This window comes from Streptomyces sp. NBC_00690 (assembly GCF_036226685.1).
GTDB lineage: Bacteria > Actinomycetota > Actinomycetes > Streptomycetales > Streptomycetaceae > Streptomyces.
This window is the reverse complement of sequence record NZ_CP109009.1, coordinates 2,076,627-2,090,942: the sequence shown is the minus strand read 5'-3', so window position 1 is coordinate 2,090,942 and position 14,316 is coordinate 2,076,627. Positions and strand designations below refer to the sequence as shown.

At 69.3% G+C, this 14,316-nt stretch carries 13 protein-coding genes; 10 read left to right on the top strand and 3 right to left on the bottom strand.

Annotation, left to right across the window (positions count from 1 at the left end):
* Positions 1 to 279: 279 nt before the first annotated feature.
* The 5 genes from aroH to der all read left to right on the top strand — a co-directional run bounded on the left by aroH (position 280) and on the right by der (position 4,820).
* The gene (gene aroH / locus OID54_RS09225) at positions 280 to 642 is read left to right on the top strand and encodes a chorismate mutase (RefSeq protein WP_329016647.1); all 363 of its coding nucleotides are present in this window, start codon (positions 280 to 282) and stop codon (positions 640 to 642) included.
* Positions 639 to 1,724, top strand: coding sequence for a prephenate dehydrogenase (locus OID54_RS09220; RefSeq protein WP_329016644.1), 1,086 nt, complete (start codon positions 639 to 641; stop codon positions 1,722 to 1,724). Before aroH ends, OID54_RS09220 begins: the two co-directional genes overlap by 4 nt.
* A gap of 239 nt (positions 1,725 to 1,963) precedes the next feature.
* Complete coding sequence (gene cmk / locus OID54_RS09215; RefSeq protein ID WP_329016641.1) at positions 1,964 to 2,647, top strand: (d)CMP kinase; 684 nt, start codon at positions 1,964 to 1,966, stop codon at positions 2,645 to 2,647.
* A 53-nt stretch (positions 2,648 to 2,700) separates the two neighbouring features.
* Positions 2,701 to 3,294, top strand: coding sequence for a lysophospholipid acyltransferase family protein (locus OID54_RS09210; protein ID WP_329027356.1), 594 nt, complete (start codon positions 2,701 to 2,703; stop codon positions 3,292 to 3,294).
* 77 nt (positions 3,295 to 3,371) lie between these two features.
* On the top strand, positions 3,372 to 4,820 hold the full coding sequence (gene der / locus OID54_RS09205) for a ribosome biogenesis GTPase Der (protein WP_329016638.1): 1,449 nt from the start codon (positions 3,372 to 3,374) through the stop codon (positions 4,818 to 4,820).
* Between the two features lie 95 nt (positions 4,821 to 4,915).
* Here the strand turns inward: der and OID54_RS09200 are convergent, their stop codons facing one another.
* Together OID54_RS09200 and OID54_RS09195 are read right to left on the bottom strand one after the other, a co-directional pair.
* Positions 4,916 to 5,269, bottom strand: coding sequence for a hypothetical protein (locus OID54_RS09200; RefSeq protein ID WP_383543069.1), 354 nt, complete (start codon positions 5,267 to 5,269; stop codon positions 4,916 to 4,918).
* Positions 5,270 to 5,306: 37 nt separating this feature from the next.
* Positions 5,307 to 6,092, bottom strand: a complete 786-nt coding sequence (locus tag OID54_RS09195; protein WP_329027352.1) for a hypothetical protein — start codon at positions 6,090 to 6,092, stop codon at positions 5,307 to 5,309.
* Between the two features lie 578 nt (positions 6,093 to 6,670).
* On the opposite strand from OID54_RS09195, the gene OID54_RS09190 reads away from it, so the two are divergent.
* From OID54_RS09190 to OID54_RS09175, 4 genes are all read left to right on the top strand, one after another.
* Positions 6,671 to 7,369, top strand: coding sequence for a LysM peptidoglycan-binding domain-containing protein (locus OID54_RS09190; protein WP_329016635.1), 699 nt, complete (start codon positions 6,671 to 6,673; stop codon positions 7,367 to 7,369).
* Between the two features lie 330 nt (positions 7,370 to 7,699).
* Entirely contained in the window at positions 7,700 to 9,001 is a 1,302-nt protein-coding gene (locus OID54_RS09185) for a glycosyltransferase family 4 protein (protein WP_329016632.1), read from the top strand.
* A gap of 204 nt (positions 9,002 to 9,205) precedes the next feature.
* Positions 9,206 to 10,225, top strand: coding sequence for a helix-turn-helix transcriptional regulator (locus OID54_RS09180; RefSeq protein ID WP_329016629.1), 1,020 nt, complete (start codon positions 9,206 to 9,208; stop codon positions 10,223 to 10,225).
* Between the two features lie 306 nt (positions 10,226 to 10,531).
* Positions 10,532 to 10,747 carry an I78 family peptidase inhibitor gene (locus OID54_RS09175; RefSeq protein WP_329016626.1) on the top strand — a complete coding sequence of 72 codons (216 nt, stop codon included), beginning with the start codon at positions 10,532 to 10,534 and terminating at the stop codon, positions 10,745 to 10,747.
* Between the two features lie 102 nt (positions 10,748 to 10,849).
* On the opposite strand, the gene OID54_RS09170 is transcribed toward OID54_RS09175, so the two are convergent.
* Positions 10,850 to 11,851 carry a phosphatase PAP2 family protein gene (locus tag OID54_RS09170; RefSeq protein WP_329016624.1) on the bottom strand — a complete coding sequence of 334 codons (1,002 nt, stop codon included), beginning with the start codon at positions 11,849 to 11,851 and terminating at the stop codon, positions 10,850 to 10,852.
* Positions 11,852 to 12,334: 483 nt separating this feature from the next.
* On the opposite strand from OID54_RS09170, the gene OID54_RS09165 reads away from it, so the two are divergent.
* Complete coding sequence (locus tag OID54_RS09165; protein ID WP_329016621.1) at positions 12,335 to 14,272, top strand: MFS transporter; 1,938 nt, start codon at positions 12,335 to 12,337, stop codon at positions 14,270 to 14,272.
* Positions 14,273 to 14,316: the final 44 nt, after the last annotated feature.

The window sequence follows — 14,316 nt, the reverse complement described above, 5'->3', positions numbered from 1 at the left end:
ACCGCGCACGGCCGAGGAGACTTCTCGTTTCATCGGCCCATGCCCTTGCCGACAAGTCACCAGCCCACCTTCACCCCGGGTCCGGGGCACACCACCGCACTTATCGACATACCGATCACACCGGCCACCACTCCACCCCCATGCGTCATCCCCATGCGACGCCCAGCCCCCTGCCGGCTGTCGACGCCGTCTCGCGAGACGGTCGCCGCGGCGTCCCACCGGCCGGCTGACTACCCTGGAGGGAGCTGCCGCACCGGCGGTGGAGCCAAGGGAGATGATGTGGCGGTACGAGCGGTCCGTGGAGCCGTCCAGCTGGAGCGGGACGACGCCGGACACATGAACGAGCAGGTCAGTGAGCTGCTCACCGCCATACTGGAGCGGAATGCGTTGGTGGCCGACGATCTGATCAGCGTCTGGTTCACCGCCACCCCCGATCTCCACAGCGACTTTCCGGCCGCCGCGGCCCGCGGCCTGGGCATCGTGGACGTACCCCTGATCTGTGCCCAGGAGATCGACGTCGACGGTGCGATGCCCCGAGTCGTACGGGTGCTGGCGCACATCGAGTCGGACCTGGACCGCGCCGAGGTCAACCATGTGTACCTCGGCGCCACCTCCTCCCTGCGCAAGGACATCGCCCAGTGAGAACCGCCCTGGTGATCGGCACCGGACTGATCGGCACCTCCGTGGCGCTGGCCCTGGCCAGCCGCGGGGTGATCGTCCACCTCACCGACCACGACGAAGAACGAGCCCGGACCGCAGCCGCTCTCGGCGCGGGCACCGACGAACCGCCCGAGGCGACGGTCGACCTCGCGATCGTCGCCGTACCACCGGCACACACCGCCACCACGCTGGCCGCCGCCATACGGACCGACACCGCCCGCGGCTACCTGGATGTGGCCAGCGTCAAGGGCGGGCCGCGCCGCGAGCTGGAAGCCCTCGGCCTCGACCTCTCCGGCTACATCGGTACGCACCCCATGTCCGGCAAGGAGCGATCCGGCCCCCTCGCGGCGACGGCCGATCTGTTCGAGGGGCGCCCCTGGGTGCTCACGCCCACCCCGAGGACGGACACCGAGGTCCTCAACCTCGCCCTCGAACTCGTGGCGCTCTGCCGGGCCGTCCCCGTGGTCATGGACGCAGACGCCCACGACCGCGCCGTGGCCCTCGTCTCGCACACACCCCAACTGATCTCCTCCATGGTCGCCGCCCGGCTGCGCGAGGCCGACGAGACCGCCGTTCGCCTGTGCGGCCAGGGGATCCGCGATGTGACCCGCATCGCCGCGTCCGACCCGCGGATGTGGGTCGACATCCTCTCCGCCAACCCGGGCCCGGTGGCCGACGTGCTGTCCGGGGTCGCGGCCGACCTCGACGAGACGGTGAAGGCGCTACGGGCGCTGGAGTCCGCCGACGAGTCGCGACGCAAGGACGGCATTGAGGGCATCGAGGACGTGCTGCGCCGGGGGAACGACGGTCGGGCACGCGTACCCGGCAAGCACGGTGCCGCCCCCGCCTCGTACGAGGTCGTCGCGGTGCTCATCGGCGACCAGCCGGGCGAGCTGGCGCGGATCTTCGCCGACGCGGGCCGGGCCGGGGTCAACATCGAAGACGTCCGCATCGAACACGCCACCGGGCAGCAGGCCGGTCTGGTGCAACTGATGGTGGAACCGGCGGCGGCGACGATCCTGACCGCAGCCCTGCGGGAGCGGGGCTGGTCCATCCGCCAGTAGATCGCCTCCCTCGGATCGCCCGAGGGGCCTCAGATGTGGATCGTCTATGGCTCGGTCGAGGAAGCCGGTCGTGCCGTGGACGAGCCGGCCAGGACACCGCCGAAGAGGCTCCCCGCACAGCCGCTGTCCACGGTCTCGGGCAGCGGACATCGGCGTGTCCTTGACGGGTCCGGGCAATCGGTAACCTTGTCCGGGGCACGTCGGCATTCTCGCCAGGCCCGATCCATTACCTCAGGAAGGTGTCCGCCACCGTGGAATCCGTGATCGTCGCCATCGACGGCCCTGCCGGCACGGGCAAGTCGAGCACGTCCAAGGCCGTGGCCGCCGCACTGGGGCTCAGCTACCTGGACACCGGCGCTCAGTACCGCGCGATCACCTGGTGGATGATCACCAACGGCGTCGACGTCGCGGACCCCTCTGCCATCGCCACGGCCGCGGACAAGCCCGCCATCGTCTCCGGCACCGACCCGGGCGACCCGACGATCACGGTCGACGGTGTGGACGCGGCGGGTCCCATCCGCACCCCGGAGGTCAGCGCCAAGGTCAGCGCGGTCAGCGCCGTGCCCGAGGTGCGGACCGCGATCACCGACCTCCAGCGCACCATCGCGGCCTCCGCGGTCATGGGAATCGTCGTTGAGGGCAGGGACATCGGCACCACCGTCCTTCCCGACGCGGATCTGAAGATCTTCCTCACCGCCTCGCCCGAGGCACGCGCGGCCCGGCGCAGCGGTGAGCTCAAAGGCGCCGATGTGGCCGCCACCAAGGAAGCCCTGATCAAGCGGGACGCGGCCGACTCCAGCCGGAAGACGTCCCCGCTGGCCAAGGCGGATGACGCCATCGAGGTGGACACGACGGAGCTGACCCTGCAGCAGGTCATCGACCGTGTGATCGCCCTGGTGGAAACGAAGCGGGCCGCCCGGTGAGCGTGCCGTCCGCCAAGGGCGCGGCCGTCGGGCGCCGCATCGGCATTGGACTGATGTATGGGTTCTGGAAGCCGCGGGTGCTCGGCGCCTGGCGGGTTCCGGCGGCCGGTCCGGTGATTTTCGCCGTGAACCACTCGCATATCCTCGACGGACCCATGCTGATGGGGACCGCCCCCCGACCGGTGCACTTTCTGATCAAGAAAGAGGCTTTCGTCGGTCCGCTCGACCCCTTCCTCCTGGGGATCGGCCAACTGAAGGTGGACCGTTCGAGCACTGATCGCACGGCCATCACCGGTGCGCTCGGCGCACTGGAGGCCGGTGGCGTCCTCGGCATATTTCCCGAGGGCACTCGGGGCGAAGGCGACTTCGCGTCGCTGCGCGCCGGACTCGCGTACTTCGCGGTGCGCACCGGGGCGCCGATCGTCCCGGTCGCCGTCCTCGGCAGCGCGGGGCGCGCCGGGCGGCTCGTCAAGGCACTCCCCCCGTTGCGGGGCAGGGTCGACGTGGTCTTCGGAGACGCTTTCGAAGCGGGTGACGGAAGCGGCAGGCGCACCCGCAAGGCGCTGGACGAGGCCACCGTACGCATCCAGGAGCGGCTCGCCACCCATCTGGAAAACGCCAGGCGCGCCACCGGGCGCACCGGTTAAGACTTGAGCAGGGACCGCACGACCGCGGTCCGCCACGCGGCGGTAGCCGCACGATGATCTCGTGAGGAACGGACTTCATGAACGACCAGCACGACCACGGAGCGCTCGGCGATGCCGAGTACACGGAGTTCATGGAGCTCGCCGCGGAAGAGGGCTTCGACGCCGAGGAGGTCGAAGGCGCGATCGACGAGGCCGGTCATGGACCGCTGCCCGTACTCGCAGTCGTCGGCCGTCCCAACGTCGGCAAGTCGACTCTGGTGAACCGCATCATCGGTCGCCGTGAGGCCGTCGTCGAGGACCGTCCCGGAGTCACCCGCGACCGCGTCACCTATGAGGCGGAATGGGCGGGGCGCCGATTCAAGGTCGTCGACACCGGCGGCTGGGAGCAGGACGTCCTCGGGATCGACGCGTCCGTCGCCGCCCAGGCCGAGTACGCCATCGAGGCGGCCGACGCCGTGGTGTTCGTCGTGGACTCCACGGTCGGGGCCACCGACACGGACGAGGCCGTCGTCAAGCTGCTGCGCCGCGCCGGGAAACCCGTCGTGCTGTGCGCCAACAAGGTCGACGGACAGAGCGGCGAGGCGGACGCCACCGCACTGTGGTCGCTCGGTCTCGGCGAGCCGCACCCCGTCTCCTCACTGCACGGACGTGGTACGGGCGACATGCTCGACGCCGTCCTGGAGGTGCTGCCCGACGCGCCCGCCCAGACCTTCGGCGTCGCCGTCGGCGGCCCGCGCAGGATCGCCCTCATCGGCCGTCCGAACGTCGGCAAGTCGTCCCTCCTGAACAAGGTGGCGAACGAGGAGCGGGTCGTCGTCAACGAGCAGGCGGGCACCACGCGTGACCCGGTCGACGAGCTTATCGAGCTCGGTGGCGTCACCTGGAAGTTCATCGACACCGCAGGCATCCGCCGCCGAGTGCACCTCCAGGAGGGGGCGGACTACTACGCGTCCCTGCGCACCGCTGCCGCCGTGGAGAAGGCCGAGGTCGCCGTCGTACTGATCGACGCCAGCGAGTCGATCAGCGTCCAGGACCAGCGGATCATCACGATGGCCGTGGAGGCGGGCCGTGCCATGGTCATCGCCTTCAACAAGTGGGACACCCTCGACGAGGAGCGGCGCTACTACCTGGAGCGCGAGATCGACACCGAGCTGGCCCAGATCGCCTGGGCACCTCGGGTCAACGTCTCGGCCCGCACTGGCCGCCATATGGAGAAGCTGGTACCGGCGATCCAGACGGCGCTGGGCGGTTGGGAGACCCGGATCCCCACGGGACGGTTGAACGCCTTCCTCGGTGAGATCGTCGCCTCGAATCCGCACCCGGTCCGTGGTGGCAAGCAGCCCCGCATCCTCTTCGGCACCCAGGCGGGCATCGCGCCGCCGCGGTTCGTCCTCTTTGCCTCCGGCTTCCTGGAGCACGGCTACCGACGCTTCATCGAGCGCCGGCTGCGCGAGGAGTTCGGATTCGAGGGCACGCCGATCCACATCTCGGTCCGGGTCCGGGAGAAGCGCGGTCGCAAGAAGTGACCGTCGCCGCCCCGACGGCATGACAGAGCACTGCCCCGGCCCCCTGCTCAGGGGTCCGGGGCAGTGCTCGTGCCGGCCGGGTGGGTGTCGGTGCCTCAGACCCCCCGGCGTGGCCCGGGCGGCAGGGCGGCCGGATAGTGCCCGACGTGGGCGGGGCGAGGGAACGGATAGGGCTGCCATCCGGTGCCGGGATAGTGCTGACCGCCACTGGGGAGGGCGCGCGTACTGGTCAACCCGGTTCCGAAGGACTCGAACCCGAGGTGCTCCTCGCCGGTCCGGTCGCCGGGCAGAGCCCGGAACGACCGGCGGTACTCGGCGTACAGCGCGTCATAGATGGGCGTGGGGGAGTGGCCCGTGTAAGCCTCACGCGCGGGACGCATCCCGGGGATATGGCTCTGGTACGGCTGACGAGAGGGGTCGTATGAGTGCACGTTACGCAAACGACTCATAGCGCTCCCCGTCACTGCCCGCGCCCCCCAGGGGTGGTCAGGTGCCCGCGAGCGGCATCGTCGCGGCCACCAGTCGACCTCCCGCCGCCGCCTTCTCCAGCGCATCCCGCAGCAGGTCCTCCCGCGGCTGCTGACCGATCGCGCCGACCGGGGCGGCGAACACCAGCACGGTGTGCGACTTGTTGGCGGCGGTGCGCCAGCCCTCGGTGACCTGGAGCGGCTGGTGAGCCTGCCACCAGGCGGCCGGGCTGCTCCCGGTGGTGCCGGGCTGGAGCACGGCGTGCAGTTGACCCATGGCCAGCAGGACCGACCAGCCCTGGAGCTGGCCGGGCAGCCGGTTGACGTCGTGCACCGGCTGGAAGCCCTGTTCGATCAGCAGCGGCAGGAACTCATCGCCGTTCGTGCCGAGGGTGCCGGGGCGGGCGATGGGCCCGGTCGGTTCGACGACCAGGGCGGGATGGAGGTTGTCGTCGATCAGGATCAGACCGCTGGTGACGCCGAGCACGGCCTGCCCCGGGGCGGCATCGGTCGACGGGGACGCCAAGGAACCCGTCTCCTCGCCGGTGATCGATCGGACGGCGCCCTGGAGCTCGGATTCTGCGACCTGGACCACCTGGGAGGGGATGCAGGTGGCATGGGCGAAGGCGAGGACGGCGGTCTCCTCGCCGACGAAGAGCACCGTGCTGGTGCGCTCGCGGCCGGTGTCGCCCGGGGTGCGGCAGGAGGTGCAGTCGTAGCTGCCCGGGGCGTTCTCGCCGGCGAGCAGCCGATCGGCTTCTTGGTCTCCGATCTCGGCGCGTACGTCCTCGCTGACGTCGAGCATCACGGGTGGCTCCTAGGACTCGATCGGGTGTGCCGGGCGGTTCCCGGCTTATAAAGAGTTCAACGGTGAGGTGTGGTCGGAGTCACGCTCGATGTGGACATCAGTGGGAGATCGGAGGGAACCCGTCCCAATCGACTCCGTCAACGATCAGAAATATCGACGAAATTGCCTACGCTGCGTCAACCATGGGTAAACGCAGAGAGTTTTGGTCCGTGAACCAACTCACAGGGGTGCGCGTGAACGGGGCGGTATTTCGGCAGATCCAACGCCGAAGTGGGTGTCCTGAAAGGGCTGTTACCTGAGGTAATCGGCAGCTGGCCTGCCCTGACCGTCGATTCATTGCCGCCCGCCCGTCGTGCTCTCTAGATTCCGCCCTGTGCAGAGCGCACCGCCCGGGACAGCCCGCCTCGACCGCATTGCCAGTGCGGCCCATCGCTGCAACACCGGAGAGTCGAACGGAGCTTCGGCCCCCTCGGCGACCACCGCCTTCGGCGGGCTGGGCGGGGCGGTTCCCGACGCCGGACGCGTCGTGGGGCCGCGCCGTCGTGAGGCACCCCGGCGCTTTTGAGAGGGATTCGATGTTCACGAGTTCCCGTTCGACGCCCGTTTCCCCGCGCACTCCCCGGCGGGTGGCGGCACTGGTCGCCACCGCGGTGGCGGCGCCCCTGGCACTGCTCAGTGCCACAGCCGGACAGGCCAACGCCGCGGACAGCGGCGTGTGGGACCGCATCGCCCGCTGTGAGAGTGGCGGAAACTGGCACATCAACACCGGCAACGGCTACTACGGCGGCCTTCAGTTCTCGCCTTCCACCTGGCGGGGCTTCGGTGGGGCCGCGTACGCACCCACTGCGGACCGCGCCAGCAAGGCCCAGCAGATCGCGATCGCCACGAAGGTCCAGCGGGTGCAGGGCTGGGGCGCCTGGCCCACCTGCTCGGTCCGGGCCGGTGCCCAGGGCAGCCCTCCCTCGGCCGGAGCGCCGCAGAAGCAGAAGCAACAGAAGTGGCAGCCGGCCAAGACCAAGTCCACGAGCGGGGCCGTGAAGAAGTCCGAGTTCAAGCCGCGGCCGGTGTCCGATGTGCGAGCGGTGAACCGCGCGGTCGACCGCAGCGGGCGCGACGGTGCACGCAGCGGTGACTACACCGTCCGCCCCGGAGACACCCTGGGGGCCATTGCCGACGCCCATGGGCTGTCCTGGCGGGCCCTGTACGCCGGCAACCGGGCGGTGATCGGAGCAGATCCCGACTTCATCCTGCCGGGACAGCGCCTCATGTTCTGACGTGTCGTCACCGTCTTCCGTCCGATCCTCGCCGGTTGGAGACGGTGACTGTTCAAGCAGTGGTGGCGCGCCGGAGTTCTTCCGCTGATCGACGAGCCGGTCGACCGGGAGGTTGCGGTACGAGTCCTGTGTGACGGCAGGGCTCGGCTCCGGCGCCTCCATCTTCGTAAAACGCCCTGATAGAAGGGGTGTTGACGGCGAGTGGGCAGCCGCGGACGGTGCGGTGCGCAACAACTCACCGATCCCCCCGGAGACTCCGGCAAAGGTCACGCACCAGTAAAGTCCATTCCTGACCGCATTTGATATCTGGGGGAACGGACGCTACGGCGTATGCGCATCTCTTTTCTGCTTCACAACGCCTATGGGATCGGCGGCACGATCCGTACAACTTTCAATCTTGCTGAGGTCCTTGCCGAACGTCATGACGTCGAGGTCGTATCCGTCTTTCGCCATCGTGAGGACCCGCTGATGGGGCCGCCCGAGGGCGTCACGATGAAACACCTCGTCGACCTCAGGAAGAAGAGCCCCGACTACGACGGTGACCACGCCGACTACGCGCGGCCGGCACGGCTCTTCCCGCGGGGGGACGGACGCCACAAGCAGTACAGCGTCCTCACCGACACCCGCATCGGGGAGCATCTGCGCGGCCTTCAGGCCGATGTCGTCATCGGGACCCGCCCGGGGCTCAACGTCCACATCGCCAGGGAAGCCCCCCGTGGCCCGATCCGGATCGCCCAGGAGCATCTGACCCTGGACAGCCACAGCTATCGGCTGCGCCGGGAGATCGGCTACCGCTATCCCCTCCTGGACGCCGTCACCACCGTCACCGAGTCGGACGCCCGGGCCTACCGGGCGCTGCGACTGCCAGGGGTGCGGATCGAAGCGGTGCCCAACGGCGTTCCCGCCCCCGCCGTGCGGCCGGCCGACTCCACCGCCCAGTGCGTGGTCGCGGCCGGCAGGCTTACCCGCGTCAAGCGGTACGACGTCCTGGTGGAGGCATTCGCCCGCGTCGTCGTGGAGCAGCCGGACTGGAAGCTGCGCATCTACGGCAGCGGCGACGCGACCGGCAATGAGCGTGACGCGCTCACCGCACTGATCGAACGCCATCAACTGGGCGACCACGTCTTCCTGATGGGCAACGCCAACCCCTTGGAGAAGGAGTGGGTCAAGGGATCGATCGCCGCCGTGACCTCAGCCCGGGAATCCTTCGGCATGACGATCGTCGAGGCCATGCGCTGTGGATTGCCCGTGGTCTCCACCGACTGTCCGCACGGCCCGCGCGAGATCATCTCGGACGGGGTGGACGGCCGACTGGTCCCGGTCGGTGATGTGGAGGCCGTCGCGAACGCCCTCCTGGAGTTGATGCGCGATGAGGACCTGCGCAGACGTACGGGAGCCGCCGCGCTCGCCGCGTCCGAACGCTTCGACCCCGCACGGATCGCCGCCCGCCACGAGGAACTCTTCACCCGGCTCATGGCCGAAGCCCGCGACAACGGATCACGCAGCGCCCTGAAGGACGCCGTGCACCGCGGTCGCGGTGTGCTCTACAGCGCCGCTTATACCCTGCGGCACTTCGCGGGGGACGTGCTGCGCCGGGTCAAAGGGGCCAGGAAGTCGGCCAAGACCGCCTGACCGCTTGGGTCGATGAACGACCGCTCCCGACCGTCGTGACCCGTCGCCCCCTGCGATTCGGCGGGCCACAGCGCACGTCTGGCGCACGTCCGGTTTTCATGGCGGGTCCCTCGTACGAGGGGGCAGCCACGACGAGCCCGCAGATGTCCTGGCCGTGGCCCTTGCGGACTGAAGCTGTCCGCAAGGGCTGGCAGACTCTGCTCCATGCTGGAGACCTCCGCACGGCTGCTGCGTCTGCTCTCACTCCTTCAAGCCCACCGCGAATGGTCCGGGGCCGATCTCGCGGATCGACTCGGCGTCACGCCCCGAACCGTCCGACGTGATGTGGACCGACTGCGCGAACTCGGCTACCCGGTGAACGCGAGCCCCGGCACGGGCGGCGGCTATCAGTTGGGTGTCGGCGCCCAACTGCCTCCGTTGCTGCTCGACGACGAAGAAGCAGTAGCTGTCGCCGTGGGGCTGCGGGCTGCCGCCGGGCAGGGGGTCGAAGGCATCGGCGAGACCTCTGTCCGCGCCCTGGCCAAACTGGAGCAGGTTCTCCCGTACCGGCTGCGCCGTCAGGTGGGCGCCCTCAACGCCTTCACCGTGCCGATGATGCGATCCCCCCGCTCCCCGGTGGACGCCTCCGTCCTCGTCGAGTTGGCGCACGCCTGTCGGGACAGTGAACGGCTGCGGTTCGAGTACCGCGACCACGCGGGGGCGACCACCCGGCGTACGGTCGAGCCGCACCGTCTCGTCTGCACGGAACACCGCTGGTACCTCGTCGCCTGGGACGTCGACCGGGCGGATTGGCGTACCTTCCGGGCGGACCGCATCACTCCCCGACCGCCGCACGGCCCGCGGTTCTCGCCCCGGCCGGCCCCGGCCGAGGACCTCGCCGCCTATGTCTCCGCCGGGGTCTCCACCCGCACGTACGCGGCGCAGGCCACCGTTCGGTTGAAGCTGCCGATGGCCGAGGCGGCACAGGTGGTCGGTCCGTCCGACGGTGTCCTTGAGCCCATCGACGACCGGAGTTGTCTGCTGCGGACCGGGGCGGCGAGCCTGGAGGTGCTGGTGATCCACGTACTGCTGATGGGCGTGGACTTCGAGGTGATCGAGCCGGCCGAGTTGACGGAGTACGTCAGACAGGCACGCGACCGGTTCTCCCGTGCGCTGGGTGATGGGCCCTCCATCGACGCGGAGGCCGATCGAGCGGTGGCCACGGGGGACGGGAGCGGGACGTGACCGTGAGCTGTGCCTGGCCCGATATAGAGAGGGGAAGCTGTGCGGATGGCGTGAATTCTCTGTGTCTCCGCGGAGATGCCCCGAGGTCTCCCCGGTCGAATTCCGCGCGGTAATTCCGCCCGCCACGCAAATAGGTCTGCATTACGGCGTGAATGGTGTTTGCTCACATGTTCGAGTGAGTGTGCGCGGTACGGCCGCATGTCGGCGTCCTGTGACAGAAGCGTGACCACCGGGGGACCTGGGGCGGACCGAGCGGTTCCACTGCTCCGCTTCCGTCACCGTCCGCTGCCGCCTACGGTGGATCTCATGGCATCCATACCGTCTTCCGCCCCGCGCCCTGACGACGCGCCCGACTCCTATGTGGGCCTCCTGGCCGAGAATGCGCAGGAGCGAGCCCGGCAGCGAGGCTGGACCAGCGTCAGATCACTGCCGCCCGGGACGGTGATCACGCTGGAGTACGTGGCGGGCCGGCTGAACTTCGAGGTCGCTGACGGCCAGGTCAAGCGCTGCTGGGCCGGCTGATTCGTTCCGCGGACCTCCGGGCGTCAGCGGCAAGGGGTGAGGGCCCCGACCATATGTGGTCGGGGCCCTCACCCCTTGCTGTTACCCGCGCGGTGTGCCGTTTCAGCCGCCGCGCGTGGCACGTGAGGCCGGCGGACGACGCCCGCCCGACGGTGAGACCGCGCCGCGCTCGGCCCGCCCCGCGTGCTGTCTGGGCTGGCTGAACTGCGTGGCGGACCGGCCGCTGGGCGGCGAGGGAACCACCATGCCGCCCGCCGCGACGGGCGAGCGCACCGGGGTCTCCGGGACGCCCGCTGAGCCGGGAGCCGGCCTCCGGGGCACCAGGGCGCCACGCGGGCCGCCCGATGCGACCGGCAACGAGGGAGCGAGTCGCCGACGCGCACGCCACTGCTCGCGCTGCCCGAAGATCCAGGCTTCGGTCCGTCCGATCAGTGGCTCGCACCAGGGCAACGCTAGCAAGATCAACAAGCCGGCGGCCCAACCGAGCAGAACATCGCTCAGCCAGTGGGTGCCGAGATAGACGGTGGTGAGACCGACACCGAGGGATACCGTGGCGGAGAGCGCCGACAGATATCGCCTGGTCTTCGGAGTGGTGGCCAGATATGCCAGGATTCCCCAGGTCACCACCGCATTCGCGGTGTGCCCGGAGGGAAATATATCGCCGCCGGCGAAGAGTTCGGGCGATCCGATCTGGGTCGCGTAGTGGGGTCCGAGTCGGCCGAGGCCGATCTTGACCGCGCCGACGGTCGTGTTGAGCAGCAACAGCGACACGCCGAGCACCAGCAGGGGCCGCAAGGTGTGCTGACGCCAGGAGCGCCAGCCCAGCCATGCGGCGACCATCACGGCCGTGGGCCCGCGCTGGCCGAGTACCACGAAGTAGTCGAGAAACGCATGCAGCTCCGGCCACTGCTGATACGGCCGGAACAACATCACCTTCCAGTCGATGATCACCAGCCAGGTCGAAGCCAGCACGGCCACGACGATGGCGAGGTAGAACGCAGACGTCCCGCCGAAGAGGGCGAGACGGGTGCGGCTCATCCGCGGGATCTCTATCTTCGGCGGTTCCGGCTCCCGGTCCAAGCGGGCGAAGATGTCGGTACGCACCTAATCGACGTTACAGCGAGTGAGCTGTTGGCTAGCCCGATCCAGCGTCTTTGTGATGACGATGTGATGTGGAGTGGGTCTCACTCATGAGGGATATTCAAGGCCATCGGGAAAATCCCCCAAGGGTCACGTCTCATTTGCACTGACCCTTCTGTCGAATGTCCTTTCTGCGGTGTAAATCAGCGCCCCTGGGTAGTCGTATGAATTCTTTCTCATCTTGGGTGATGCTCTTCTCGGGCGCTCTCGGCGCCGTCCCGCGGCGGCGCTGTCGCCCGCCCCGGCCGTGTGACGACCGACGGCTTGGGCACCCGCGTGGTGGAGGCCACATACCGCGCCCCGGACGGTTCGGGAGCGAGCCACATGTCTTCGGCTGGAACTGGCGTACGCTGACGGATCACTCGCCCGTCGATGCCTGGACCGCCTGAGGGATGTCCCCGTCCCCGGCTGGCCCGCCGAGCGCGAGGGAACCACGGGAGGTAGTGCATGTCCGGGACGACGACGGCCGTGGCGCGTCTGCGTGCCATCGGCGGCGGTGGGAGCCGCTGGGTCGTCCTGCTCGTCCTGTGCGTGAGTCTGCTCCTGGTCGCGGTGGATGCGACCGTGCTCCACGTCGCCGTTCCTGCCGTCACCGAAGATCTGCGCCCTAGCGGAGTCGAACTGCTGTGGATCGTGGATGCCTACCCCTTGGTCTGCGCAGCCCTGCTCATCCTCTTCGGCACCCTCGGCGACCGGATCGGCCGCCGGCTGGTCCTGCTGATCGGCTACGGGATCTTCGGTCTGGCGTCCGCCCTGGCGGCGATGGCCGAAACCCCCGAGATACTCATCGGGGCGCGCGCACTGCTCGGCGTCGGCGGCGCAATGATCATGCCGGCGACCCTGTCGATACTCCGGACGGTCTTCCCCGACCGGCGTGAGCGGGCGACCGCGATCGGGATCTGGACCGCGGTGGCCGCGGTCGGCGCCGCCACCGGTCCGGTTCTGGGCGGCTTCCTGGTCGAGAACTTCTGGTGGGGCTCGGTCTTCCTGATCAACATCCCGTTGATGCTGGTGATACTGCCGCTGGCCCGTTGGCTGCTGCCGGAGTCCCGGGGCGGCTTCGACGGCCCCTGGGACGTACTCGGCGCTTTGATGGCCGCAGTCGGAGTCCTCGGAGTGGTCCTCGGCGTCAAACGCCTCGGCGTGGGGCAGGGCCCGTTCGACATCGCAACGGCGGCGCCCCTCCTGGTGGGCGCCGTGCTGCTCGCGCTGTTCGTCCGCCGCCAACGCCGCCGCGCCCAGCCCCTGATCGACGTGCGGATGTTCGCCACGGCCACCTTCTCCACCTCCGTGGGCTGCATCGTCCTCGCCATGCTTGCGCTGGTGGGACTGGAGTTGATCGCGGTCCAGTACCTCCAGCTCATCCTGGGGCTCGGCCCGATGGAGACCGGGCTGCGACTGCTGCCCCTGACCTTCGCCGCCATGGCCGCCGGGGCCACCGGTTCGTACACCTTGCGGCGGGTGGGGCCGCGCCAGATGGCCGGGTGGGGATTCGTGCTCACCGCCCTGGCCGTGCTGCTCCTGATGATGATGGGACAGCAGGATCGTCCCCTCCTGCTCACCACGGGCTTCATCCTGCTCGGCTTCGGACTCCAGACCACCCTGTTCGCGGCGTACGAGTCGATGCTCAGCGAGGCTCCGCCCGAGCATGCGGGCGGCGCAGCGGCCATCGGCGAGACCTCCTACCAACTGGGTGCGGGGATGGGCATCGCCCTCCTCGGCAGCGTCATGAACGCCGCCTATGCCCCGGCCTTTGAGTCGCTGAACGGGGTCCCGAAGCCGGCGAGCGAAGCCGCGTCCCATTCCCTGGGCGGTGCGTATCGGATGGCGGACCAGCTCGGAGGCACGGCCGGCGAGGTGCTGCGCACCACGGCCAGGGAGTCCTTCGTCCACGGTCTCCACGTCACCCTGCTCGTGAGTGCGGGGCTCCTGCTCCTCGGTGCGCTGGCCGCGCTGAAGCTGCCCCGGTTGATGGACTGCACCCAGGCCCAGCAGCACTGTCCACCGCCCCGGCGATCCGATGCTCTCGATCGGCGATCGGCCGGCGCGCAGGTGCCCGCCCGCCGCAACGCACCCGATGACGTCGGTGTGCCCTGGCCCGGCGCGGAGTCGGCACGGGCTCCGCGCCCCGGATGCGCCCCCGAGGTCGACGCCGCCGCCGCGGGCAAGGGCGCTAGGGACGCCAGGGGTGCCCAGCACATCAGGGATGCCAAGGGCGCCGCGCCCGCTGAGTACACCGAGCAGGCCAAGCAGGCCAAGCACGCCAAGTACACAGAGCAAGCCGACCACACAGAGTGCACCGGATGCGCCGAGGAAACAGAGGTCAGCGGTGCATCGGAGCACGAGCCCTTCGAGGTGACCTGGTCTGGACGGACGACGCGCTGACCCGTACCGTCGGCCCGGAGACTAGCACTGCTAGTTTTTCTTCG